The 23,822-nt window shown below is 69.7% G+C and carries 28 protein-coding genes and 1 tRNA gene; 15 read left to right on the top strand and 14 right to left on the bottom strand.

What is annotated here, in order from left to right; translation table 11 throughout:
- Nucleotides 1-3: 3 nt before the first annotated feature.
- The 7 genes from JOF37_RS02560 to JOF37_RS02530 all read right to left on the bottom strand — a co-directional run bounded on the left by JOF37_RS02560 (nt 4) and on the right by JOF37_RS02530 (nt 3,028).
- Nucleotides 4-366 carry a capsid cement protein gene (locus JOF37_RS02560; protein ID WP_210004820.1) on the bottom strand — a complete coding sequence of 121 codons (363 nt, stop codon included), beginning with the start codon at nt 364-366 and terminating at the stop codon, nt 4-6.
- Nucleotides 367-368: 2 nt separating this feature from the next.
- A complete protein-coding gene (locus tag JOF37_RS02555) occupies nt 369-707 on the bottom strand; it encodes a hypothetical protein (protein ID WP_210004819.1) in 339 nt (112 codons plus the stop codon).
- A 98-nt stretch (nt 708-805) separates the two neighbouring features.
- On the bottom strand, nt 806-1,165 hold the full coding sequence (locus JOF37_RS02550; protein ID WP_210004817.1) for a hypothetical protein: 360 nt from the start codon (nt 1,163-1,165) through the stop codon (nt 806-808).
- Nucleotides 1,162-1,683, bottom strand: a complete 522-nt coding sequence (locus JOF37_RS02545) for a hypothetical protein (protein WP_210004815.1) — start codon at nt 1,681-1,683, stop codon at nt 1,162-1,164. The genes JOF37_RS02550 and JOF37_RS02545 overlap by 4 nt, the downstream gene beginning before the upstream one ends.
- Nucleotides 1,676-1,975 carry a hypothetical protein gene (locus tag JOF37_RS02540; RefSeq protein ID WP_210004814.1) on the bottom strand — a complete coding sequence of 100 codons (300 nt, stop codon included), beginning with the start codon at nt 1,973-1,975 and terminating at the stop codon, nt 1,676-1,678. Before JOF37_RS02540 ends, JOF37_RS02545 begins: the two co-directional genes overlap by 8 nt.
- Complete coding sequence (locus JOF37_RS02535) at nt 1,975-2,772, bottom strand: hypothetical protein (protein WP_210004812.1); 798 nt, start codon at nt 2,770-2,772, stop codon at nt 1,975-1,977. Before JOF37_RS02535 ends, JOF37_RS02540 begins: the two co-directional genes overlap by 1 nt.
- A 73-nt stretch (nt 2,773-2,845) precedes the next feature.
- Nucleotides 2,846-3,028, bottom strand: a complete 183-nt coding sequence (locus tag JOF37_RS02530; RefSeq protein WP_210004810.1) for a helix-turn-helix transcriptional regulator — start codon at nt 3,026-3,028, stop codon at nt 2,846-2,848.
- 86 nt (nt 3,029-3,114) lie between these two features.
- Between JOF37_RS02530 and JOF37_RS02525 the strand changes: the two genes are divergently transcribed.
- A complete protein-coding gene (locus tag JOF37_RS02525) occupies nt 3,115-3,798 on the top strand; it encodes a helix-turn-helix domain-containing protein (RefSeq protein WP_210004806.1) in 684 nt (227 codons plus the stop codon).
- Nucleotide 3,799: 1 nt separating this feature from the next.
- A complete protein-coding gene (locus JOF37_RS02520) occupies nt 3,800-4,987 on the top strand; it encodes a tyrosine-type recombinase/integrase (RefSeq protein ID WP_210004803.1) in 1,188 nt (395 codons plus the stop codon).
- Between the two features lie 125 nt (nt 4,988-5,112).
- Here the strand turns inward: JOF37_RS02520 and JOF37_RS02515 are convergent, their stop codons facing one another.
- The 4 genes from JOF37_RS02515 to JOF37_RS02500 form a co-directional block, all read right to left on the bottom strand.
- Entirely contained in the window at nt 5,113-5,271 is a 159-nt protein-coding gene (locus JOF37_RS02515; RefSeq protein ID WP_210004795.1) for a hypothetical protein, read from the bottom strand.
- A gap of 61 nt (nt 5,272-5,332) precedes the next feature.
- Entirely contained in the window at nt 5,333-5,707 is a 375-nt protein-coding gene (locus tag JOF37_RS02510; RefSeq protein ID WP_210004791.1) for a nuclear transport factor 2 family protein, read from the bottom strand.
- A 1-nt stretch (nt 5,708) separates the two neighbouring features.
- Complete coding sequence (locus JOF37_RS02505) at nt 5,709-6,272, bottom strand: hypothetical protein (RefSeq protein ID WP_210004789.1); 564 nt, start codon at nt 6,270-6,272, stop codon at nt 5,709-5,711.
- Nucleotides 6,269-7,114: an inositol monophosphatase family protein gene (locus JOF37_RS02500; protein ID WP_210004787.1), complete on the bottom strand. Its 846-nt coding sequence runs from the start codon at nt 7,112-7,114 to the stop codon at nt 6,269-6,271. Before JOF37_RS02500 ends, JOF37_RS02505 begins: the two co-directional genes overlap by 4 nt.
- A 97-nt stretch (nt 7,115-7,211) precedes the next feature.
- On the opposite strand from JOF37_RS02500, the gene JOF37_RS02495 reads away from it, so the two are divergent.
- Nucleotides 7,212-7,287 (top strand) — tRNA-Lys (locus JOF37_RS02495).
- 123 nt (nt 7,288-7,410) lie between these two features.
- On the opposite strand, the gene JOF37_RS02490 is transcribed toward JOF37_RS02495, so the two are convergent.
- Complete coding sequence (locus JOF37_RS02490; protein WP_210004785.1) at nt 7,411-8,871, bottom strand: HNH endonuclease signature motif containing protein; 1,461 nt, start codon at nt 8,869-8,871, stop codon at nt 7,411-7,413.
- Nucleotides 8,872-8,981: 110 nt separating this feature from the next.
- On the opposite strand from JOF37_RS02490, the gene JOF37_RS02485 reads away from it, so the two are divergent.
- Nucleotides 8,982-10,166, top strand: coding sequence for an acetyl-CoA C-acetyltransferase (locus tag JOF37_RS02485; protein WP_210004783.1), 1,185 nt, complete (start codon nt 8,982-8,984; stop codon nt 10,164-10,166).
- A 37-nt stretch (nt 10,167-10,203) separates the two neighbouring features.
- Here the strand turns inward: JOF37_RS02485 and JOF37_RS02480 are convergent, their stop codons facing one another.
- Complete coding sequence (locus JOF37_RS02480; RefSeq protein WP_210004781.1) at nt 10,204-10,458, bottom strand: hypothetical protein; 255 nt, start codon at nt 10,456-10,458, stop codon at nt 10,204-10,206.
- An 81-nt stretch (nt 10,459-10,539) separates the two neighbouring features.
- Between JOF37_RS02480 and JOF37_RS02475 the strand changes: the two genes are divergently transcribed.
- The 10 genes from JOF37_RS02475 (at nt 10,540) to serA (ending at nt 21,498) form a co-directional block, all read left to right on the top strand.
- Nucleotides 10,540-12,003 (top strand): alpha,alpha-trehalose-phosphate synthase (UDP-forming), encoded by a 1,464-nt coding sequence (locus tag JOF37_RS02475; protein ID WP_210004778.1) that lies wholly within the window; start codon nt 10,540-10,542, stop codon nt 12,001-12,003.
- The gene (gene otsB / locus JOF37_RS02470; RefSeq protein WP_210004776.1) at nt 12,000-12,791 is read left to right on the top strand and encodes a trehalose-phosphatase; all 792 of its coding nucleotides are present in this window, start codon (nt 12,000-12,002) and stop codon (nt 12,789-12,791) included. The genes JOF37_RS02475 and otsB overlap by 4 nt, the downstream gene beginning before the upstream one ends.
- 29 nt (nt 12,792-12,820) lie before the next feature.
- The gene (gene ilvD / locus JOF37_RS02465) at nt 12,821-14,527 is read left to right on the top strand and encodes a dihydroxy-acid dehydratase (RefSeq protein ID WP_210004773.1); all 1,707 of its coding nucleotides are present in this window, start codon (nt 12,821-12,823) and stop codon (nt 14,525-14,527) included.
- 46 nt (nt 14,528-14,573) lie between these two features.
- Nucleotides 14,574-16,376 carry an acetolactate synthase large subunit gene (locus JOF37_RS02460; RefSeq protein ID WP_210004771.1) on the top strand — a complete coding sequence of 601 codons (1,803 nt, stop codon included), beginning with the start codon at nt 14,574-14,576 and terminating at the stop codon, nt 16,374-16,376.
- 1 nt (nt 16,377) lies between these two features.
- On the top strand, nt 16,378-16,887 hold the full coding sequence (ilvN, locus tag JOF37_RS02455; RefSeq protein WP_071918201.1) for an acetolactate synthase small subunit: 510 nt from the start codon (nt 16,378-16,380) through the stop codon (nt 16,885-16,887).
- Between the two features lie 36 nt (nt 16,888-16,923).
- A complete protein-coding gene (ilvC, locus tag JOF37_RS02450) occupies nt 16,924-17,949 on the top strand; it encodes a ketol-acid reductoisomerase (RefSeq protein WP_210004769.1) in 1,026 nt (341 codons plus the stop codon).
- Between the two features lie 141 nt (nt 17,950-18,090).
- Entirely contained in the window at nt 18,091-18,852 is a 762-nt protein-coding gene (locus tag JOF37_RS02445; RefSeq protein WP_210004767.1) for a hypothetical protein, read from the top strand.
- Between the two features lie 52 nt (nt 18,853-18,904).
- Nucleotides 18,905-19,405 carry a DNA polymerase III subunit gamma/tau gene (locus JOF37_RS02440; protein WP_210004765.1) on the top strand — a complete coding sequence of 167 codons (501 nt, stop codon included), beginning with the start codon at nt 18,905-18,907 and terminating at the stop codon, nt 19,403-19,405.
- Nucleotides 19,405-19,755: a hypothetical protein gene (locus JOF37_RS02435; RefSeq protein WP_210004763.1), complete on the top strand. Its 351-nt coding sequence runs from the start codon at nt 19,405-19,407 to the stop codon at nt 19,753-19,755. The genes JOF37_RS02440 and JOF37_RS02435 overlap by 1 nt, the downstream gene beginning before the upstream one ends.
- Nucleotides 19,756-19,893: 138 nt before the next feature.
- Nucleotides 19,894-21,498: a phosphoglycerate dehydrogenase gene (gene serA, locus JOF37_RS02430; RefSeq protein WP_210004761.1), complete on the top strand. Its 1,605-nt coding sequence runs from the start codon at nt 19,894-19,896 to the stop codon at nt 21,496-21,498.
- Between the two features lie 130 nt (nt 21,499-21,628).
- Here the strand turns inward: serA and JOF37_RS02425 are convergent, their stop codons facing one another.
- Nucleotides 21,629-22,174 carry a TetR/AcrR family transcriptional regulator gene (locus JOF37_RS02425; protein ID WP_210004760.1) on the bottom strand — a complete coding sequence of 182 codons (546 nt, stop codon included), beginning with the start codon at nt 22,172-22,174 and terminating at the stop codon, nt 21,629-21,631.
- Between the two features lie 62 nt (nt 22,175-22,236).
- Here JOF37_RS02425 and JOF37_RS02420 point away from each other — a divergent pair, with 62 nt between their 5' ends.
- A complete protein-coding gene (locus tag JOF37_RS02420; RefSeq protein ID WP_210004759.1) occupies nt 22,237-23,784 on the top strand; it encodes an MFS transporter in 1,548 nt (515 codons plus the stop codon).
- Nucleotides 23,785-23,822 lie beyond the last annotated feature (38 nt).

Here is a 23,822-nt window from a genome sequence, read left to right as displayed (position 1 = left end):
GCATCAGAGGACCATCGCCTTCACGTGAGATCCCTCTACGGCGGACGTGAGGGCGAGGTAGACCGCGGCCCCGGCTGCGAGGGTGCGGACCTTGCCGCCCCCTGCCGCCTCGAGACGCTGGCCACGGGTGACGGCACCCGAGGCGGTCAGCTCGTGGATCGGCTTGCCGACCTCGACCGTGACCTTGTCGCCGATGGCAGCGTCGTGGCCGGCGACGCCGACGACCTTCGCCGAGCGCTCCGCTGCAGGAGCAACCGACATGTCGATGCTCCCGACCTCGACCGGGGTGCCTGCGGTGACAGCAGCCGTCACTCCGAAGGTGACGGTCTGGCCGGGACGGAACAGGGGCAGATACGACTTCGCCATGATCAGGCTCCCGTCTTCTCGAACAGCCGATCCCAGAGCGACTCCTCGCTCAGCGCGGGCGCTGCACCCTCACGGTCGAGCGCGCGGCCCGTGACCCGGGCGTAGAGCTGCTCATCAGCGGAGGGGGACGGCGCCGACTGCGCGCTGCGGCCGAGACGGGCGTCTAGCGCGGCCAGGAACTGCGCGTTCGACGCCGACTCCGGCAGCCCGAGACGGTCGGTGAAGTCCTTCCGGGTCACCCGGCGAGCGCCAGCGACAGCGACGACGGGTGACCCGTTCAGGAGGATGCGGGGATCGAACGTGGGATCGGACTCGATCCCGTAGTGAGTGGGGTGGGACACGGAGGCCTCCGGGTGTCTGAACGACTGCCGCGCCGGCCCCTGGCCTGTCGCGCGTTGCCCCCTGGGCTCCGTGGCTGTGGACGCCGGCCCCTGGCCTGTCACGATCCCGCCGCCATCCACTTTAGCGCCGTCGACCCACGCCGCCACGGAGCGTCGTCGACCGGCGCGGCGAGGTGCGGCCGCTCCTGCAACAGCACCTCCACCAGGACCTCGACGCGCGCCCAGACGATGGCGCCGCGATCGTCGACGGCCCGGTCCACGCCGACGATGAGCTCGAAGTCCCGCGGATCGGCGAGACGATCGCAGAGAGCCACCTGCAACAAAAGCCGATTCGCGTTGTGCAGCAACAGCCGGGTGTCCTCGTGCCGCGCCTGCTCCTCCCGTAGCTCCCGACGGCGCCGCGCAGCCTCATCCGAAAGCCGCTGCCCAGACGTGCGCGCGTCCACCCGCCCGCTCACCACGGCACCTCATCCTGAACGAACTGCTCACCCGGCACCCGCACGGGCCACTCGTGAACCTCGCCTGTTCCTACATCGACGCCTTCGGCTATCTCCTGGCCTTCCTCGCCTTGCCTAGCCTGGCCTTGCCTATCCTGTGATGTCCCCCGGGACTGTCCCCCGGGACTGTCCCCCGGGACACCCTGCTTCAGGCGCTGACGTTGCTTCTTCTCGCGTTCCCGACGGCGGGTGTTCTCCATGACCTCGAACTGACTACGTGACGTCTGGTCGCGTTCGTAGTCGACGATTACCCACGCGTCTGGCCCGTCCTCGACCCAGAGCCCTTGGACGACGAGTGTGTGCACGGCAGCCTCACGGAACATCGGGATGATCGCGAGGTCACCTCGCTCGATACGCCCGTCGGTGCGATTGGATACCGACCACAGCGTCGCGAGGAACAAGCTCGAGCGTTCGGCGTCCGACAGTCGCATGATGCGGCGGTCGACGAGGTATCGCTCGGGGATGCGTGCGTCAGCCATCGTGCTTCCGCAGTGCCTCGTCGACGGATGCCGCACGACGGAGCTCGCGCTGTTCCTTCGCCTTCCGTGTCGCCTCGACCTGCACACCGGCCCGCTGCACCGCGATCGTCGCGGACAGGATCCGGCGCTGCAGGTCGAACGCCTCCGACGACGGCAGCTCGAGCGTCTGCCCGCCGACCCCGAGCACCACGACACCCTCACGCCGCGCGGTCGGGAGCACCGTCGACACAGAGATGGTCGTGGCGAGTGCTGTGCCGCTCGCTGACGCGTTCTGCGGCTTCCCTCGTGTCATCACGCCACCGTCCGCTCTGTACGCTCCACGGCGCTCTCATTCGCGCGCCGGCAGGTCTCCGACATCCACTGCAGATCGGACACGAACAGGGCCACGTCCTCCGGCGTGCCGAAGAACTCATCCGAGAAGACGTCGACCTTCCACGGTTCGCCGGCCTCCGGCATCCTCGTCACAGAGATCTGGTAGCGGCCGCGGCCCTCGGGCAACTTCCGTGTCACTGAATCCGCCTCGTGCGTGCCGTACCCGTCGTGCCAGTCCGCGCCGCACAGCGGCTCGTCGCAGACGGCGACCTCGAGATCGGTCTCGCGGTGCGTGTACGGGTCGGCGTACTCGCGATGGTGGAACGCGAGCGAGAACGTCAGGTCGTCACCCGAACCCCCGAAGCCGGCGGAGTGTTGCCGCCAGGCGCGGCGGGTCTTGCCCGCACGATGCCGGTGTACCGTGTCGAGCAAATGCTTGAGGTCCGTGCGCGTCGCGCCGTCTGACAGGAAGAGCACAAACCGTCGCACCCCGTCCTTGCACAGCTGGATGCGCAGATGACCGGAGTCCCGCCACCAGGTGCCGTCCATCGACCGCCACACCTGCACGGGCGACGACGACGAGCGGAACCACAGCGGCATCGCCGCGATCTCCTCAGCAGACAGGTGCTCGGAAGGATCGACGTACTCGACCTTCCGCTCCGGTTCGTCGTACATCGTGGCCTCGGTCGGCGTGTCGAAGATGTCGATCCGCGGGTCCGCTGCGATCGTCCCGGGCCGCGCCTTCGCCGCGCGCTGCTCCCGTGCTACCTTGCTCATGAGATTGATCCCTTCGGGGTTCTGGCCCTCGAAGCCCTGGCCGGCTTCGGGGGCTGTTTTTGTGTCGGGCATGTCAGACGGCCTCAGCGAACGCGGCGTCGATGAACGCCTGGATATCGGACTCGCGAAAGCAGATGCGTCCCGCGATCTTCGCGTGCTTCGGCGCGGTGCCCTGGGTCATCATGTAGCGCAGCTGCTCGGGGGAGCGGCGCAGCCGAGCTGCTGCCTCGTTCACGAACAGGATCTTGTCTTCCACCGGTGCCTCCTATGGCCTCAGACACAAATCGAGCTGATCTGTGTCGGGTTGGACAGTAACACAGACTCGCCCATACTGTGTAGTGCGTGGATGAACTAGAACCCCCCGCGCTCGGCTACCAGGTCGCGAAGTATCGCCGCATGCTCAAGATCAGCGGCGAGGAACTCGCAGCTCGCGCCGGGCTCGGCCTGACCCGGTCGGTCATCGCCAACCTCGAGAACGGGCGCAAGAGGGACGTGACCGTGCAGCAGCTCATCGCGCTTGCTCTCGTCCTCGGCGTGAGCCCGGCAGACCTCGTCTTCGATCTGAGGCGTCCGTACGACCTGGTCCCCCTAGGTGACACGAGCGCACCCGAGAGCTATGCGAGCACGACGACGGGGCAGGTCCTCGCTCGATCGTGGTTCGGTGGCTCGCGACTCGCCAGCGAGATGAGCTACCGAACCACGGTGCAGGGCCCGGACGATGCCGACGACCTGAGTCCGCTGCACGTCTCAGACGACGCATACAAACTCACGCTGATCCAGAAGCTGCTCGATCAGCGAGCGTCCGCGGCGTATGCTCTCGCCGCCCACGAGCAGCACCTGCTCGACGTTGATCGCGCGGCATCGCGCGGCGAGGTCATCCGTGGGGGCTTCTTGCCCAACGACCTCGATACCCTGCGCATCAGAGTTCGCGATTTCCGAGCCGAACTCTACGAAGTGGATCGGCAGCTCCGTTCGTACGGCGTCGCGATCGACGAGCCGATCCTCTACCCAGGCGTGCCGTTCTGAGGTGGCGTCGATCAAGCAACGTCCTGACGGGGTCTGGCGGGCCCGATACCGGGACGCCGACGGCAAGGAGCACGCGCGCCACTTCAAGCTGAAACGCGAGGCGCAGACGTGGCTCGACGAGGTCACCACATCCGTCGTGACCGGCATGTACGTCGACCCTGGCCGCGGGAAGATCCTCCTCGGCGCCTACTTCGACGAGTGGGCAGCTCGGAAAGACTGGACATCGTCGACGCACCGCCAGATGAGACTCGTCGTCGACGACTGCGGCATGCGCGAACGTCGCCTCGACTCGATCAAGCGCGCCGACGTCGAGAAGTACATGCGAGCGATGGTCGACCGGCAGCTCGCGCCTCGCACGATCAAGACCCGCCTCATGCACCTGGGGGCGATCCTCAACGGCGCTGTGAGCGACAAGCGTATCGCAGCGAACCCCGCCGCGGGCGTAAAGGGCCCCGCCCTCTCGAGGAACCGCTCTACAGTCGCAGGCGCCCCACAGGCTCACGGACCGGTGTTCCCCGAGGGACGTGACGTCCGAGCGCTCCTAAGCGCGGCAGACGGCACGCCGTTCGCGATCGCGGTGGCCATCGCCGCATTCGCTGGGCTCCGTCTCGGGGAGATCTGCGGGCTCACCCTCGCCGACATTGACAGCGATGGGGGAGTGATCCGAGTGCGTCGGCAGGTGCAACGCAACGCCTCACTGTCGAAGGCAATCGAGATCCGTCCGCCGAAGTACGGGTCAGCTCGAGACGTCCTCATCCCGCCCGAGCTCGTGGCCCGCATCGGCGTGCACGTCGCGCAGCATGGCACGCACGGCGAGGCGGACTGGCTGCTTCCCGGCCGCATCCTCCCCGACGGTCTCGTCGACATCGCCTACCCGATCCCTGCTGGCGGGCTCGGTCCGATGTGGCCCCGCGCATTCGAGGCGGAGTGGACACGCACCCGAGCTGCTGCAGGCGTCGACACGAAGTTCCACAACCTGCGCCACTACGCAGCTGGCGGGATGATCAACGCCGGGTGCGACGTCGTCACGGTGCAGCGACAGCTCGGGCACAAGGACCCCAGCCTCACGCTGGACATCTACGCGGCGCAGTTTCGTGGCCCCGACTCGAGGGCTCGCACGGCCCTCTCGAAGCTGATCAGCGAGACTCTCGCGGACTCCTCGCGGACCGGCAGCCCCTCACGCCAGTAGGGAGAACGGGTCGCGGCGAGGATCGGCATATTCCCCCCATCTCCACCATTGCCGCTGTCGCAGCAGAAGGGGCCCGAGAGTCGCGTGATCGCGATTCTCGGGCCCCTTCGTCGTGCGGGCGGGGTTCAGGTCTTGTTGCGGATCGAGCGCATCAGCCAGGCGATGACGGCGAGGATGATGAGCGCGATGCCGACGAACAGCAGGAACTTCACCGCCTCGACGAAGATTCCGGTGAACAGCAGCGCGATGCCGATGATGATGAGGATGATCGCAAGTGCAGGCATGCCTCGATTGTGCTCTCGTCGCTCGAACGGCGCACGTCCTTGACGTCGGTGGATGAGAGTTCTATGGCCGAGTGCCGTCGGACAGATCCGTGCCCTGATGGAAGCGCAGGGTCGGCTCATCGCCGGTGGTGTCCCAGATGGACGAGTGACGGCTGATGCGGCTGCCGGCGATCACGCGGAACGTCACCAGAACGGCGTCCGCGCCGAGCGGCTGGAACGTCCACTCGTCGGTATCGGGAGTCGCTCGCGTCGGCTCCTCGACGAGGTCGACGAGCAGGTCGGCACGAGTCCACATGCGTCCCGATCTCCCGATCTCGGTGAAATCGGGATGCAGCAGCTCACGCAGCCGTCGAGCGTCCTGGCGTACGGAGGACGTAAGCAGCGCGATTTCGGCGTCCCGGATGCGATCGGCCACGTCGGTGATGGTGTCGATCATCTCAGCGCCGTTCGATGACGACGAGGCCCTGCTTGACATCGGCGACCTGCACGTAGCCGTCGCCGAAGAAGTAGGTCATGCCGTAGCCGTCGGCGTCGATGTTCAGGGCGAACGCCGGGTCTTCCGTCAGGTACACGCCGTCATCGCCTTCCTCGCGGATCCAGCCGGCGGACTCGAGCGACTGCTCGGCCTCGGTCGTCTCTTCCGCGGTGAGCGGGGCCCAGCCGAACTGCAGGATGTTGCCGCCCGGCTCGGCGGGGTTCGCCCACAGGCACGACACCCCGCCCTCGATCGGCATCTCGCCGATGAGGAAAGGCTCCTGCTTGTACTCCCACCCCTGCGATTCGAGCTCCTCGAAGCTGGCCGACCGGATGATGTTCTCGCACGTCGGGTCGGGAAGGGCCGGCTCGGAGGCGGTGGCCTGCGGCGTCGCGACCGGCGACGACGGGACGGCTTCGGCGGGTGGGGTCGTCTGGGCCGGCGCCGGAGCGCCGCAGCCGGCGAGCAGCCCGAGGCCCGCGATCAGGCCGAGCGCGACGACCGACCGGCGATCTCGGCGGCTCACGCGTCCGCTCCCAGGCCGCGGGTCTCGCCGAGCATCTCGAGGTAGGTCGCGTGCAGCGTGCCGTTGGTCGCGAGGGCCGATCGCGTCGACAGGGTCTCGTTGCCGTCGATGTCGGTGAAACGGCCGCCCGCCTCGGTCACGATCGGCACGTGAGCGGCGATGTCGTACTCCTTCACGCCGAACTCCGCGACGAACTCGAGGCGCCCCTCGGCGAGCAGCATGTAGGGCCAGGCATCCCCGTAGCCGCGGTCGCGCCACACGCGGCGCGAGAGGGCGAGCAGCTGGTCGGCACGACCCACCTCGTCCCACTGGCGCAGGCTCTGGAAGCTGATGCTGGATTGCGCGATGTCGTCGACCGCCGAGACGAAGATCCGTCGCGGCTCGGTCTCGCCGGGGACGTTCGTCCAGGCGCCGTGACCCGTGGCGGCCCACCAGCGTCGCCCGATGGCTGGCTGGCTCGCGACGCCGACACGCGGCACACCGTCGATCGCCAGAGCGATGAGGGTGGTCCACATCGGGATGCCCTTGAGGTAGTTGGCGGTGCCGTCGATGGGATCGATGATCCACTGGCGCCGCGTGCCACCCGAGGTGCCGTACTCCTCGCCGAGGATGCCGTCACCCGGGCGTTCTGCCGCGAGCAGCTCGCGGATTGCTCGCTCGGTCGCGAGGTCGGCCTCAGTGACGTGCGACGCGTCGGCCTTGACCTTGATGTCGAGGTCGGCGGCGTCGAAGCGGGCCATGCTGACGGCGTCCGCTGCGTCGGCAAGGCGCAGGGCGAGCGTCAGATCCGCGCTCAGGTCATCGACGATCGGGTCGGCCCGATCCGGGGTGGTGGGGGTCACGGGTCCAGGATACGACGCGCGCGGCTTTCCCCCGATTCGCGAGACCCGTCGCGAGGTGGTAACGTTTCTCCTCGGTTCGCTTCACTGCGAACAGCCTGCACCTCTAGCTCAATCGGCAGAGCAACTGACTCTTAATCAGTGGGTTCTGGGTTCGAGTCCCAGGGGGTGCACCAGCACGAAGGCCCCGCAACTCTCGCCAGTTGCGGGGCCTTCGTGTGTTGCGCGGCCTTCGTTTCCTCCGCGGCCGCGCGGCTGCACGCGACGCGTTCGATGTCGAACGGGCGCTCTGCGGCCGATCAGAATGGCGGGGGTGCCTCGGGCGTCCGCGCGCATTGCGCGCTCGCGCCCGGGGGAGGCGGCGGCCCCGCTTCGATCGTGAACGCGACGAGCGGTCGGGGTGCGTCTTCGCGGTAGACCCTTCCGGTGGGCGAGGTCCACACGAGTAGTCCTCCCGTCAGCTGTCTCACGCGCCACCGGGTGTGGTGCTTCACGTCGTGATGTCGTTTGCAGAGGTGGGCGAGGTTCCCGACGTGGGTGGGTCCGCCGTCGGATGCCGCGTGGGTGTGGTCGATCTCGCACCGAATGGCGGGTTGGCGGCATCCGGGGAATCGGCAGTGCCGGTCTCGCGCCCGCAGCAGCCGTCTCATCGCGGCGGTGGGTTGGTAGGCGTCGCATTCCAGCACGGTCCCGGTGACGGGGTGGGTGAGGAGTCGGTCCCAGGCGGTGTTCTCACCGGCCAATTCACGCGCGGTCGCTGCATCGATGGGGGAGCGGCCCACGAGATCGGCCGGCCGGTCGTCCTCGCCGGTGAGGGCGAGCGCGGGCACGACGACCTGCACCTTCGCCCGAATCGCGCCGAGCGTGCCCTCGCCGTCTCCCGTATCGGTCGGGTCGAGTGACGGCGTTCCGGCGAGCAGCAGGTCGGCGAACACATCGGCCCGGACTTGGTCGATCGTGCGGTTGTCGGCGGCGAACGACGATCCGTGCTGTTCAGCGGTGTCGCCGATCCTCGAGCCGTCGGCATCGGCGATGCCGTACGCCGCGGCATCCGGGCTCGTGAGCGTCGCGGCATCCGTGTCGGTCACCTCCGCCGCCTCCGCTTGAGGTCGGGCGTTGATGATCTCCCGGGCCTGCCGTGTGAGCCGGTCGACCACCCCTTCGGCGATCACGGTCGGCAGCGTCGCGATCAGGTCGGACATTCCGTCGGGTCCGGGCTGCACCCGCACGCACCGGCCCGCCGCAGCCGCCTCATGCCGCTCGGTGAACGACCGCGGATGCAGTCTCTCCGCCAAGTGCATCAGCGCGTCCCGCACCCGGTTGGGCGTCTCGCCCTCGCACCGCTCGATCGCCGCCCGCTCGAACTCGCCCCTCGCTTCGGCGGGCACGACGCACCCGGCGTCCTGGATCGCCCGGACATGCCCCCGGCTGATGCGTCCCGCTTCCCACGCGTTCATCGTCGCCGGATAGTTCTCGACCAGGTCCTGCGCCTCGTCGATCCGGCGTTGCAGCGTGCGATCGGTCGCCGCGAACACCCCGGCAAGCTCCGCCGCGATCCCGCGTAACGCCATCTCATGGCTCTTCACCCGCTCCGACGCCCCCGCGGCTTGCTGCTGCGCGAGTCGGCCCGCCGCAGCCAGCACCCTCACCTCGCGGATCTGACCCGCGCGGACCACATCGACCGCGCCCTCCGCATCCGTGACGAGCGCGGCCAGCGCGGCGGCATCCGCGTCGCTGCCAAACCCCGCACTCGAAGACATGTTCGAATGTTCCCACGAACCTCGGACACCGCGATGCGCTTCTCCACATCGGTTCGCGTGCATCGGCGCCGGGCGCCCCACCGTCGTCGCGACGCTCGTAGGCTGGGGGGATGACCACGCCCGACATCGTCATCGTCGCCGCCGCCCGCACGCCGCAGGGCCGCCTGCAGGGCGCTCTGTCGAGCGTCTCGGCGCCCGAGCTCGGCGGCACGGCGATCGCCGCGGCCCTCGAGCGCTCGGGCGTTCCCGCGGCAACCGTCGACGCCGTGATCATGGGTCAGGTGCTTCCCGCCGGCAACGGCCAGAACCCGGCGCGCCAGGCCGCGCTTGCGGGCGGAATCGGATGGGACGTCCCCGCGTCGAGCGTCAACAAGGTCTGCCTGTCCGGTCTGACGGCGATCATCGACGGCGTTCGGATGATCGCGCTCGGCGACGCCGAAGTCGTCGTCGCGGGTGGCATGGAGTCCATGAGCCGCGCACCGCACCTGCTGCCGGGTTCACGCTCGGGCTGGGGCTACGGCTCGGTCGAGGTGCTCGATCACGCCGCGTTCGACGGCCTCACCGACGCCTACGACCGCGAAAGCATGGGAGCGTCCACCGAGCGGCTCAACCCCCGCTTCTCGGTGTCGCGCGAGGACCAGGACGCGGCAGCCGCGCGGTCGCACCAGCGCGCCGCGGCCGCCGCCGGGGCGGGACGTTTCGACGCCGAGATCGCTCCGGTCTCGGTGCCGCAGCGGCGCGGTGAGCCGGTGCTCGTCGACACCGACGAGGGCGTGCGCCCCGACACGACCGTCGAGACGCTCGCCCGCCTGCGCCCGGCCTTCTCGGCGGACGGATCGATCACCGCGGGCAACGCGTCGCAGATCTCCGACGGAGCCGCTGCCGTCGTGCTCACCACCCGCGAGCGGGCCGAGCGCGAAGGGTGGGCGGTGCTCGCCGCGGTCGGCGCCAACGGACAGGTCGCCGGGCCCGACAACTCGCTGCACGAGCAGCCCGCCGCGGCGATCGAGCGAGCCCTGGCGAAGCAGGGGATCGCGGCATCCGATCTCGACCTGATCGAGATCAACGAGGCGTTCGGCGCGGTCGTGGCCGCGTCGGTGCGCCGGCTCGGTGTCTCGGCCGAGATCGTCAACGTCGACGGTGGCGGGATCGCCCTCGGGCACCCCATCGGGGCATCCGGAGCGCGTCTGGTGGTCCACCTCGCCCACGAGCTGGCGCGTCGCGGCGGCGGAACCGCCGCGGCCGGCCTCTGCGGCGGCGGCGGTCAGGGCGAAGCGCTCATCCTCACCCGCTGAGGCACCCGCTCAGCCGCGGGCGGATGAGCGCCCCGCGTCAGCCGTTGCGCTTGACGCGCTCGCGGAACAGCTTGTCGCGGTCGACGCTCGAGTCGCCGTCGATCAGTTTGCCGCGGGCGGCACGGTAGCTGTCGACCACTGCGCCGATCGCGAGAGCGAACGTGATGGCCCAGCTGAGCCAGGCCAGCGCTGTGCGCCAGGTGAAGGGCTCGTCGCTGCGGGCGGCGCGCAGCAGCGTGATGCCGCCGGTGATCGACGAGAGGAGACCGGTGCCGAAGAGGTACTTGCGCATAGCACAAACGTAGTCGCCCGCGGAGGGGCGAAGGCGCGCCGCTAGGCTGGACGCACCGCCGATCGCAGCCTGGAGGCATGCATGAGCACCGCTGATTTCGTCGTCGTCGCCAACCGCCTGCCGGTTGACCGGAACACGGATGGTGGTGACGGAGGCGAGTGGCGTCGCTCGCCGGGAGGACTCGTCACCGCCCTCGAGCCGGTCATGCGCAGCACCGAGGGGGCGTGGGTCGGCTGGCCGGGCAAGGCCGATCTCGAATTTGAGCCCTTCGAGTTCGACGGGATGCACCTGGTTCCCGTCCCGTTGTCGGCCGATGACGTCGCCGACTACTACGAGGGTTTCTCGAACGACACCATCTGGCCGCTCTACCACGACGTCATCGCCGCGCCCCGGTACCGCCGCAACTGGTGGGAGGCCTACCAGCGCGTGAACCTCCGCTTCGCCGAGGCGACGGCCGCCATCGCGGCGGAGGGTGGCACGGTCTGGGTGCAGGACTATCAGCTGCAGCTCGTGCCCAAGCTCCTGCGCGACATGCGCCCCGACCTGACGATCGGGTACTTCCACCACATCCCGTTCCCCGCCTACGGGCTGTACTCCCAGCTGCCGTGGCGCAAGCAGGTGCTCGAGGGCCTCCTCGGCGCCGACGTCATCGGTTTCCAGCGCGTCGCCGACGCCGGCAACTTCGCTCGGGCGGTCCGTCGTCAGCTGCGGTACGAGACCCGGGCCAGTGGCATCCGCGTGCCCACCTCGGACGGCGGGCACCGGACGGCGCTGGCGAAGGCCTTCCCGATCTCGATCTCGACCGACGACTACATCGAGCTCGCTCAGCGCCCCGACATCCAGGCGCGGGCAGCCGAGATCCGCGAGGATCTGGGCAACCCCAAGAAGGTGTTGCTCGGCGTCGACCGCCTCGACTACACCAAGGGCATCCGCCACCGTCTCAAGGCCTTCGGCGAGCTCATCGAGGACGGCCGTCTGAGCGTCGAGGACGTCACGCTCGTGCAGGTCGCGAGCCCGAGCCGCGAGCGCGTCGAGTCCTACGTCCAGCTGCGCGACGAGATCGAGCTCACCGTCGCCCGCATCAACGGTGACAACGACACCTGGGGTCACAGTGCCATCCGATACATGCATCAGGCCTTCCCGCGCGAAGAGATGGTCGCGCTGTACCTCGCGGCCGACGTGATGCTCGTCACCGCCCTGCGCGACGGGATGAACCTCGTCGCGAAGGAGTACGTCGCCAGCCGCGTCGACAACAAGGGCGTGCTGGTGCTCAGCGAGTTCGCCGGCGCCGCCGACGAGCTCGCGAGCGCGGTCAGGATCAACCCGCACGACATCGACGGCCTCAAGGACGCGATCGTCCGCGCCGTCGAGATGCCGACGGCCGAGCAGGGGCGCCGGATGCGCGCCCTGCGCAAACGGGTGCGAGAGCACGACGTCGACGACTGGTCGCGGCTCTTTCTCGATGCGCTGACGGCGGCCGCTCGCGGACACGGCGTCACGACGCGTTCGGTCTCGACCGTCGATGAGGAGCAGAGGGAAGCATGAGCGACTCGTCGCCCAGCCCTTCCGGCGAGCTCGCGACGGCGCTTGCGCTCGGCACCGACGCACGCCACCTGCTCGTGGCCCTCGATTTCGACGGCACGCTCGCACCCCTCGTGGACGAGCCGATGTCGGCACGGATGCTGCCCGAGGCCCGCGATGCGCTGACACGGCTGTCGTCGCTGCCCGACACGACCGTCGCGCTGGTCTCGGGGCGCACGCTCGCCCACCTCGCCGAGATCTCCGAGCGCGAGCCGGATTCGCGCATCCACCTGGCCGGATCGCACGGCGCCGAGTTCTGGCACCCCGGCGGCGCCGACGACGCTGATGCGGACGACGCCGGCTCGCTGCGCGACACGCTGGCCGACCGCGCCGAGGCGATCATCGCCGACACGGCGGGCGCCTGGATCGAGCGCAAGCGATTCGGATTCGCGCTGCACACGCGGCTGAGCGATCCCGAGCGAGCGGCCGAGGCCGCGGCGCGCATCGACGACCTCGTGCGAGCCGAGGCGCCCGAGTGGCGTCGCCGGACGGGCCAGGACATCCTCGAGTTCGCCTCGCGCCACGAGGGCAAGGACGCCGCGATCCGCCGACTGCGCGAGCTGGTCGATGCGGACGTCGTGCTCTTCGCCGGCGACGATGTCACCGACGAGGACGCTCTCGCGTCGCTCGGGGCCGGCGACATCGGCATCCGCGTCGGCGGGGGAGAGAGCGTCGCGGCCTACCGGGTGGCCGACGCCGCCGAGCTCGCGGCCCTGCTGAGCCGGCTCGCCGAGGCCCGCGCGGGCCGATGACCCCGGGCCGCCGGGCATAGAATTCGAGCATGCCCGACAGCTCCGAGACCATCGACATCAAGCCCCGCAGTCGTGCCGTCACCGACGGCATCGAAGCCACGACCTCCCGAGGCATGCTGCGTGCCGTCGGCATGGGCGACGAGGACTGGGACAAGCCCCAGATCGGCATCGCCTCGAGCTGGAACGAAATCACCCCCTGCAACCTGAGCCTCGACCGGCTCGCGCAGGGCGCCAAAGAGGGCGTGCACGCCGGCGGCGGCTACCCGCTGCAGTTCGGCACCATCTCGGTCTCGGACGGCATCTCGATGGGCCACGAGGGCATGCACTTCTCGCTCGTCTCGCGCGAGGTCATCGCCGACTCCGTCGAGGCCGTCATCATGGCCGAGCGTCTGGACGGCACCGTGCTGCTCGCCGGCTGCGACAAGTCGATCCCCGGCATGATGATGGCCAGCGCGCGCCTGGGCCTCTCGAGCGTCTTCCTGTACGCCGGCTCGACCATGCCGGGCTGGGTCAAGCTCAGCGACGGCACCGAGAAGGACGTCACGATCATCGACTCGTTCGAGGGCGTCGGAGCCTGCCGCGCCGGAAAGATGAGCGAAGCCGACCTCAAGCGCATCGAGTGCGCGATCGTCCCGGGCGAAGGCGCGTGCGGTGGCATGTACACCGCGAACACGATGGCCTCCGTCGGCGAGGCGCTGGGTCTCAGCCTGCCCGGCTCGGCCGCTCCGCCCTCCGCCGACCGGCGCCGCGACTACTACGCCCACCGCTCCGGCGAGGCCGTCGTGAACCTCCTGCGCCAGGGCATCACGACGAAGGACATCCTGACGAAGGAAGCCTTCGAGAACGCGATCGCCCTCGTCATGGCCCTCGGCGGCTCCACCAACGCCGTCCTGCACCTCCTGGCCATCGCCCGCGAGGCCGAGGTGGACCTGAGCCTGCACGACTTCAACCGCATCGGCGACAAGACGCCGCACGTGGCCGACATGAAGCCGTTCGGCCAGTACGTCATGAACGACGTCGACCGCCACGGCGGCATCCCGGTCGTCATGAAGGCGATGCTCGACGAGGGTCTGCTGCACGGCGACGCACTGACGGTGACGGGCAAGACTCTGGCCGAGAACCTTCGCGACCTCGACCCCGAGCCGCTCGACGGCAAGGTCATCCACCGCTTCGACGACCCGATCCACGCCAGTGGCGGCATCACGATCCTGCACGGCTCGCTCGCCCCCGAGGGTGCCGTCGTCAAGACCGCCGGCTTCGACGCCGCCGTGTTCGAGGGCCCCGCGCGCGTGTTCGAGCGCGAGCGCGCCGCGATGGATGCCGTCGCCAATGGCGAGATCGAACCGGGTTCGGTGATCGTCATCCGTTACGAGGGCCCCAAGGGCGGTCCGGGCATGCGCGAGATGCTGGCCATCACGGCCGCCATCAAGGGCGCTGGTCTCGGAAAAGATGTACTACTCTTGACGGACGGGCGATTCTCAGGCGGCACAACCGGCCTGTGCATCGGCCACATAGCACCCGAAGCGGTGGACGCAGGTCCCATCGCATTCGTGCGCGATGGTGATCTGATACGGGTCGATATCGCGGCTCGCTCCCTCGACCTACTCGTCGATGAGGCTGAGCTGAACGCCCGCCGAGACGGCTGGGCACCTCTTCCCCCGCGCTATACCCGTGGCGTTCTGGCCAAGTACTCCAAGCTCGTGCGTTCCGCCGCGGAGGGCGCGACCACCGGCTGACTTCGGCACCGACATCGACTCCTCTTCTTCAGCGAGGTTCACCACCATGTCCACCGACATCTCCGCGGCCATTCCCCGGCCGCCGTCCCGCACCCCGTCCGCTCCCGTCATCTCGGGCGCCGAGGCGGTCGTCCGCTCGCTCGACAATCTCGGTGTCTCCGAGGTCTTCGGCCTGCCGGGCGGTGCGATCATGCCCGTCTACGACCCGCTCATGGACGACGAGGCGGTCCGCCACATCCTCGTCCGTCACGAGCAGGGCGCCGGCCATGCGGCCGAGGGCTACGCCGCGGCATCCGGCCGGACGGGTGTGGCCATCGCCACCTCCGGCCCGGGCGCGACCAACCTCGTCACCGCGATCGCCGATGCCTACATGGACTCCGTGCCGCTCGTGTGCATCACGGGCCAGGTGTTCTCGACCCTCATGGGAACGGATGCCTTCCAGGAGGCCGACATCGTCGGCATCACGATGCCCATCACCAAGCACTCCTTCCTGGTGAAGACCGCCGAGGAGATCCCCGGCGCCATCGCCGCCGCGTTCGAGATCGCCTCGACGGGGCGTCCCGGCCCGGTGCTGGTGGACATCACGAAGGACGCGCAGCAGGCCACGGCACCGTTCGTGTGGCCGCCGAAGGTCGACCTGCCGGGGTATCGGCCGGTGACCAAGGCCCACGGCAAGCAGATCCAGGCCGCCGCGCAGCTGCTGGCCGAGTCGCAGAAGCCCGTGCTGTACGTGGGTGGCGGCGTCATCCGCGGTCGCGCGTCCGACGAGCTGCTCACCCTCGCCGAGGCGACCGGCGCACCCGTCGTGACGACGCTCATGGCACGCGGTGCGTTCCCCGACTCGCACCCGCAGCACCTGGGCATGCCCGGTATGCACGGCACCGTGCCCGCCGTGCTCGCGCTGCAGGAGTCCGACCTCATCGTCGCGCTCGGCGCGCGCTTCGACGACCGTGTCACCGGCAAGGCCGCGCTCTTCGCGCCGCACGCCAAGGTCGTCCACGTCGACATCGACCCGGCCGAGATCTCGAAGATCCGGTTCGCCGACGTGCCGATCGTGGGCGACGTGCGCGACGTGCTCGTCGACCTCGAGGCGGCGTTCCGCGGTGTCATCGGCGACGGCCGGCCCGACACCGCCGAGTGGTGGGCCTACCTCGACGGCCTCCGCGAGGAGTTCCCGCTCGGTTACGCGCCGACCACCGACGGCCTGCTTTCGCCGCAGTACGTGATCCAGCGCATCGGTGAGCTCACCGGACCCGAGGGCGTGTACGCCTCGGGTGTCGGACAGCACCAGATGTGGGCGGCGCAGTTCATCAAGTACGAGCGCCCGAACTCGTGGCTCAACTCCGGCGGCGCCGGCACGATGGGCTACGCCGTACCCGCGGCGATGGGCGCGAAGGTCGCTCAGCCCGACCGCGTCGTCTGGGCGATCGACGGCGACGGCTGCTTCCAGATGACCAACCAGGAGCTCGCCACCTGCGTCATCAACCAGATCCCGATCAAGGTCGCGATCATCAACAACTCCTCGCTCGGCATGGTGCGCCAGTGGCAGACGCTGTTCTTCGACGGCCGCCACTCGAACACCGACCTCAACACCGGACACGGCACCGCGCGCATCCCCGACTTCGTCAAGCTCGGCGAGGCCTACGGCTGCCTCGCGATCCGGGTCGAGACCGAGGACCAGATCGACGACGCCATCAAGCTCGCCCTCGAGACGAACGACCGCCCCGTCGTGATCGACTTCGTCGTGAGCGCCGACGCGATGGTCTGGCCGATGGTCCCGCAGGGTGTCAGCAACAGCTACATCCAGTACGCCCGCGAGCACGCGCCCGCATTCGACGAGGAGGACTGAGATGTCACGCCACGTGCTGAGCCTCCTGGTGGAGGACAAGCCCGGTCTGCTCACCCGCGTCGCGGGGCTGTTCGCCCGCCGCGGCTTCAACATCGAGTCGCTCGCGGTCGGGGTGACCGAGGTGCCGGGCCTCTCGCGCATCACGGTCGTCGTCGACGTCGAGGAGCTGCCGCTCGAGCAGGTGACGAAGCAGCTGAACAAGCTCGTCAACGTCATCAAGATCGTCGAGCTCGACTTCTCGTCGTCGGTGCAGCGCGAGCACATCCTCATCAAGGTGCGCGCGGACAACCAGACCCGCTCGAACGTCATCGAGGTCGCGAACCTGTTCCGCGCCGCGATCGTCGACTACGCGCCTGACGCACTCGTCGTCGAGGTCACGGGCGACCGGGGCAAGATCGATGCCATCCTGCGCGCCTTCGAGCCGTTCGGCATCAAAGAGCTCGCTCAGTCCGGGCTGCTCGCCATCGGCCGCGGTGGCAAGAGCATCACCGAGCGCGTCCTGCGCGGCTGACCGTACGAACCACGAATCAAGGAGAAACACACGAACATGGCCGAGATCTTCTACGACGCCGACGCCGACCTGTCCATCATCCAGGGCAAGAAGGTCGCGATCGTCGGCTACGGCTCGCAGGGACACGCGCACGCTCTCAACCTCCGCGACTCGGGCGTCGAGGTCGTCATCGCGCTCAAGGACGGCTCGAAGTCGGCCGCAAAGGCGCAGGACGAGGGCTTCGAGGTCAAGAGCGTCGCGGATGCCGCCGAGTGGGCCGATCTGATCATGATCCTGGCTCCCGACCAGCACCAGCGCGCCATCTTCGCCGACTCGATCAAGGACAAGCTGACCGCGGGCAAGACGCTCGCCTTCGCGCACGGCTTCAACATCCGCTTCGGCTACATCGACGCGCCCGAGGGTGTGGACGTCATCCTCATCGCACCGAAGGCCCCCGGTCACACGGTGCGCCGCGAGTTCGTCGCGGGCCGCGGCATCCCCGACATCATCGCTGTCGAGCGCGACGCCTCGGGTTCGGCCTGGGCGACGGCGCTGTCGTACGCCAAGGCGATCGGCGGCACGCGTGCCGGCGTCATCAAGACCACCTTCACCGAAGAGACCGAGACCGACCTGTTCGGTGAGCAGGCGGTGCTCTGCGGTGGTGTCTCGCAGCTCGTGCAGTACGGCTTCGAGACCCTGACCGAGGCGGGCTACCAGCCGCAGATCGCGTACTTCGAGGTGCTCCACGAGCTCAAGCTCATCGTCGACCTCATGTGGGAGGGCGGAATCGCCAAGCAGCGCTGGTCGGTCTCCGACACCGCCGAGTACGGCGACTACGTCTCGGGCCCGCGTGTCATCGACCCGCACGTCAAGGAGAACATGAAGGCCGTTCTCGCCGACATCCAGAACGGTGCGTTCGCGCAGCGCTTCATCGGCGACCAGGACAACGGTGCCGTCGAGTTCCGCGAGCTGCGCGAGAAGGCTGCGTCGCACCCGATCGAGTCCGTCGGCAAGGAGCTGCGCTCGCTCTTCGCCTGGAAGCAGCAGGACGCCGACTACACCGAGGGCAGCGCCGCGCGCTGACCCGACTCGCACGTCGTCGCGCGTGCGAACCGATCCTCGGCGACACCCCGCCGAGTCCGGCCTCGGCCACGGAAGCCCGGTCCCCATCAGGGGCCGGGCTTTCGGCTTGCCCTCGGGTGCGCAGGTTTTACGATGGGACGTATGCCCCTCCCGACGAAGCAGTCCGCTCGCGTGCGCCTGCAAGCGGCCGGGCTCACCGCTGCGGTGATCGCGGGCTGCGGCGTCGCCGCGGTTCCCAGCGCGGCGGTCTGGGGCTATGCGGGGGCTGAGACCACGCTCGCGACTCCCGACCCGGATCCCAGTGCGCCGCTGCCGGCGCCCGTGTTGCCGGGGGATCCCGCCGATGACGGACCGCAGCCGGGGGAGTCGCCGGAGCCGGCCCCGACCGAGCCCGTCACCCCCGCGCCGGCGCCTACAACGCCTCCTCCCGTGATTCCCGAACCCGCGCCCGAGCCGGCACCGACGGTGACCCTCCCGCCGGCACCGCCCGTCCCGGTGCCGGACATCCCGGTGGACGAGACCGTCCCCGTGCCGGGCATCGAGCTGCCGCGGGTCGAATCGGGCACACAGGTCGCGGCGGGCGCCGCGGCGCGGCTCGGAGCGCTGCTGCGCCTGGGCCGAGCAGCGGTGGCGCCGGTGCCCGTGCCGCAACCGACCGCGACGGTGCACGTCGAGGGTGGGCCGGATGTCGGGGGATCGGCGGAGCTCAACGCCTCGATCGCGCCCGAGGGGGCGACAGGACGAACGGATGCCGTGCAGGTCGGCGACCTCAGCGGCAGGACCGGTAGCGCGCTGACGCGACCGATCGTCTGGGGCCCGTGGGCAGGAGCGCTCGGCATCGCGACGACCGCCGTCGTCGTGGTCGGCGGCGGCCTGCTCTTCGGGCGGCGGCCCGGCCGATGAGGCGTGACGCACCGTCGGGCCCGCCCGTGGCGCTCCGCGCTACCCTGAACGAGTGAGCCCCCGCGACGACGACGCCCTGAGCTGGGCCGGAGACGACGACCCCACCCTCGTCTCGGCGCCCGCGGCCGACGAGACCGCGGTGCCGCGCCGCGCGAAAGCCGACCCGTCGGCGCTGACGACGACACCGAGGTCGGCGCCCGCGCCGTCGCCGGCAGACTCGGAGCCGGCGCGGACCTCGTCCGGCGCCGACGCCGATGGGGGCATGAGCAGTGCGGCGCTGGTGTCGCTCGGCGTCCTCGGCGGCATCTACCTGCTCTACACGATCGGCTGGATCATCGGCGGCCTGCGGCTGAACGGCATCGCGGGATTCATCGTGGCGCCGACGGCCTTCGTGCCGGCGGTCATCGTGGCCGTCGCGGCGCCTGCGATCTGGTTCGGCGTCGTCTTCCTGCTCACTCGCGAGCGGCCGTCGTGGCAGCGGTTCGCCTGGCTCGCCGCCGGCGCGGTGCTTCTCGTGCCGTGGCCCTTCGTGATGCTCGGAACGGGGCTGTGATGACGACGGAATCCGCACCCACGACCCGGCGTCGCACGCCGACATGGCTCGTCGCGACCGTCGCCGGTGCGTTCGGCCTCTTCTACGCCTACGCCGTGTGGGTCGCGGTCGGCCACCTCGTGACGCAGGCGACGGGTGTGCGCGGGCTCAACGGCGCCGGGTGGGCTGTGCTGGGGTCGGCGATCGTCTTCCCGATCCTGGTCTTCGCCGCTGCTTTCGCGCTCGGGTACCGGCGCCGCGCGGGCGCCTTCGCCCTGCTCCTGCTCGCGGGCCTGGGCCTCGTCGCGGTGTTCTGGCTCAACATCCTGTCGTACTCCATCACCGCGGGCGGTTCGCTGCTCGCCACATGAGGCCGCTGGGGTCGCGCGGCGTCACACGGTCGGTGGGCCCGGACGCGCCGCGCTAGGCTGAGACGACCCGCCGCACCGCCGTCGGCCGTCGCGGCGACCGCCCATTCCGCGCCCTGCGCTCGCTCCAGAGGATCGCCCGTGCCCCAGCCCGTCGTGCTCATCGCCGAAGAACTCTCGCCCGCCACGATCGACGCGCTCGGTCCTGATTTCGAGATCCGCTCGGTCGACGGTGCGGATCGCGCAGCCCTGCTGCCGGCCCTCGCCGACGCCCACGCCGTACTCATCCGCTCGGCGACGAAGATGGATGCCGAGGCGATCGCCGCTGCGCCGTCGCTCAAGGTCATCGCACGTGCCGGCGTCGGACTCGACAACGTCGACATCAAGGCGGCGACCGCCGCGGGCGTCATGGTCGTCAACGCCCCGACGTCGAACATCATCTCCGCGGCGGAGCTGACGATCGGCCACATCCTGAGCCTGGCGCGTCACATCCCCGCCGCGCACGCTTCGCTGGCGACGGGCGCGTGGAAGCGCTCGTCGTTCACGGGCACCGAGCTGTTCGAGAAGACGGTGGGCATCATCGGGCTCGGACGCATCGGCGCTCTCATCGCCGCGCGGCTGCAGGCGTTCGGCGTGACCGTCGTCGCGTACGACCCCTACGTGACCCCGACGCGCGCGCAGCAGCTCGGCGTGCAGCTGCTGAGCCTCGACGAGCTGCTCGCGCAGAGCGACTTCGTCACGATCCACATGCCGCGCACGCCCGAGACGACCGGCATGATCGGCACCGCGCAGTTCGCGCTCATGAAGAAGAGCGCGTACGTCGTCAACGTCGCCCGCGGTGGTCTCATCGACGAAGAGGCGCTGTACGTCGCCCTCACGACCGGAGAGATCGCCGGCGCCGGGCTCGACGTCTTCACGACCGAGCCGCCGAAGGAGGACGGCACGGCGTACCCGCTGCTGTCGCTGCCGAACGTCGTCGTGACGCCCCACCTCGGCGCGTCGACCGACGAGGCGCAGGAGAAGGCCGGCGTGTCCGTTGCCAAATCGGTGAAGCTGGCGCTCGAGGGCGACCTCGTCCCCGACGCCGTCAACGTCGCCGGTGGGGTCATCGACCCCTTCGTGCGCCCCGGCATCGCCCTCGTCGAGCAGCTCGGCCAGATCTTCACGGGCCTCGCGCCCAGCGCCCTCACGAGCCTCGACATCGAGGTGCGCGGCGAGCTCGCCGACTACGACGTGAGCGTGTACCGCCTCGCCGCGCTGAAGGGCATCTTCACGAACATCGTCAGCGAGAACGTCTCGTACGTGAACGCGCCGCTGTTCGCCGAGCAGCGGGGGATCGAGACCCGTCTCATCGTCGAGTCCGACAGCCCCCTGTACCGCAACATCACGATCCTCCGCGGCACCCTCGCCGACGGTTCGGTGCTCACGGTCGAGGGCACGCTCGCCGGCACCCGGATGGTGCCGAAGGTCGTCGGCATCAACGGCTACGAGGTCGAGGTCCCGATCGAGCGCCACCACGTCGTGATGCGGTACGCCGACCGTCCCGGCATCGTCGCGATCTACGGGCAGAAGCTCGGCGAGGCGGGGATCAACATCGCCGGTCTCCAGGTGGCCCGACCCGACGCCTCGGGCCGCGCCCTGTCGGTGCTCACCGTCGACTCGCCGGTTCCCGACCACCTGCTCGACGAGATGCGCGAAGCCGTCGCGGCGGATCTGTTCCGCCAGATCGAGCTGACCGAGGTCTGACCCGCGGCACGCGGATCAACCACGGCGGCGGCGCGGGGCGACCCGGCCGCCGCCGTCGTCGTTGCGGGGTCACGGCTCGGTCGTGCGCCCCGTCGCGGTGGGGTCGGTGCGATCAGGGGCGTCGGTGCGATCAGGCGGACGCCGCTTCGAGCACGAGTCGGACGAGCGCCTCGAAGTCCTCGCCCTGGGGGAGCGGCCCGACCACCGCGCCGGCGCCGAGGGCGTTGTTGAAGTAGAGACCGTCGCCGACGAGCAGCACGAGCTGCAGCGCGGTCTCGTCGCGGGTGTGGGGCCGCAGCGCCTCTTCCCAGAGGGTGCGGACGTCACGCAACGCGGCGCTCGCGCCGGCGTGGCCGCTCTGGGCGAGCCGTGAGCCGGCCAGGAGGGCTCGGTCGAGCGGGCTGTCGTCCATGACGGATGTCCGCAGGTACGTGGCGACGATGCCGTCGGGGTGGCCGGCCATCTCGTCGACGTCGAGCCGGGCGAGCTCGAGCATGCGGTCGAGCAGAGCCGACTCGAGGGCCTCCTTCGAGGCGTAGTGGTAGAGCAGGCCGCCTTTCGAGACGCCGGCCGCCGCCGCGACGGCATCCATCGTCGCTCCGCGCGCGCCGTCGGTGATCAGCAGCTGCTCGTAGGCGTCGAGGACGCTCCCGCGTGCTCGAGGGGGACGACTCATGTTCTCCATCCTCTCCCGTCCGGCCGCATCGAGTGTTACTATACCGGCTGGACGGTGAATAAATGACGTTGACTGAAGAGATCGCGATCGCTGACGGACACGGCAGGCGAGCCGACTGGCGGGGGTGGGCAGCACTCGGCGTGCTGATGCTGCCGGTGCTGCTGGTGTCGGTGGACAACACGGTGCTGAGCTTCGCGCTGCCCGAGATCGCGCGGGCGCTCAGCCCGTCGAGCGCGCAGCAGCTCTGGATCATCGACGTCTACCCCCTCGTGCTCGCCGGCCTGCTGGTGACGATGGGGTCGCTCGGCGATCGCTTCGGTCGCCGGCGCCTGCTGCTCATCGGTGCGACCGGGTTCGCGACGGTCTCGGCGCTGGCGGCATTCGCCCCGAGCGCCGAGTGGCTCATCGCCGCCCGCGCCTCGATGGGCGTTTTCGGCGCGATGCTCATGCCGTCGACCCTGTCGCTGCTGCGCAGCATCTTCACCGACCGCGATCAGCGGCGACTGGCGATCGCCGTATGGGCGTCGATGTTCTCCGCCGGGGCGGCGCTCGGACCGATCGTCGGCGGTCTGCTGCTCGAGCACTTCTCATGGGGCTCGGTGTTCCTGATGGCGGTGCCGGTGCTGGTGCCGCTGCTCATCCTCGCGCCGTTCCTGGTGCCCGAGAGTCGCGACCCCCACCCCGGGCGCATCGACCCGACGAGCATCGCGCTGTCGATGCTCACGATGGTGCCCATCGTGTATGCGATCAAGGAGTTCGCGGTCAAGGGCTGGGGTGTCCTGCCTCCCGTTCTCGTGGGCGTCGGCCTGGTCTTCGGCTGGCTGTTCGTCCGCCGTCAGCTGCGCCTGAGTTCGCCGATGCTCGACATGCGGCTGTTCACGCGCGGTACCTTCAGCGGCGCGCTCCTGGTCAACCTGCTCAGCGTCGTCTCGCTCGTCGGGTTCCTGTACTTCGTCACCCAGCACCTGCAGCTGATCGTCGGCCTGTCGCCCCTGCAGGCCGGGCTGGCGCTCGTTCCCGGACTGGCGATGATGATCATCTCGGGCCTCGGCGTCGTGCCGATCTCGCGACGGGTGTCACCGCGTATCGTCATCCCGGCCGCACTCGTCCTCTCGACGGCCGGGTACATCGTGATCGCCACCGCCACCGACCCCGACAGCATGATCGAGCTGGTGCTCGCCTTCGCCCTGCTGGGCATGGGCATCGGCGCTGCCGAGACGGTCTCGAACGAGCTCGTGCTGGCCAGCGCGCCGCCGGCGAAGGCGGGAGCGGCCAGCGCCGTCTCCGAGACCGCGTACGAGCTCGGCGCCGTGCTCGGAACCGCCGTGCTCGGCGGCATCCTGACCGCCATGTACCGCTTCGGCATGGTCGTGCCGCCCGGCGTGCCCGCCGAGGCCGCGGATGCGGCGCGTGAGACGCTCGCCGGAGCCGTCAACGTCGCCCAGCATCTCCCGGCCCCCGTCGGTGCGGAACTGCTGGATGCCGCGGCGCACGCCTTCGACGCCGGCGTCGCCGTCACCGCGACGATCGGCGCCGTGCTGGTCGTTCTCGCGGGCGTCATCGCGGCCACTACGCTGAAAGGATCCCACTCGCGGCGCGCCGATCACTGATCGAGCGACGCGCCGCTCCGCCGAGAACGAGGAGAGCG

Origin of the sequence: Microbacterium imperiale (assembly GCF_017876655.1) — a bacterium.
Lineage (GTDB): Bacteria > Actinomycetota > Actinomycetes > Actinomycetales > Microbacteriaceae > Microbacterium > Microbacterium imperiale.
The sequence above is the reverse complement of the archived record's forward strand: the minus strand, read 5'-3'. Positions and strand labels throughout refer to the sequence as shown.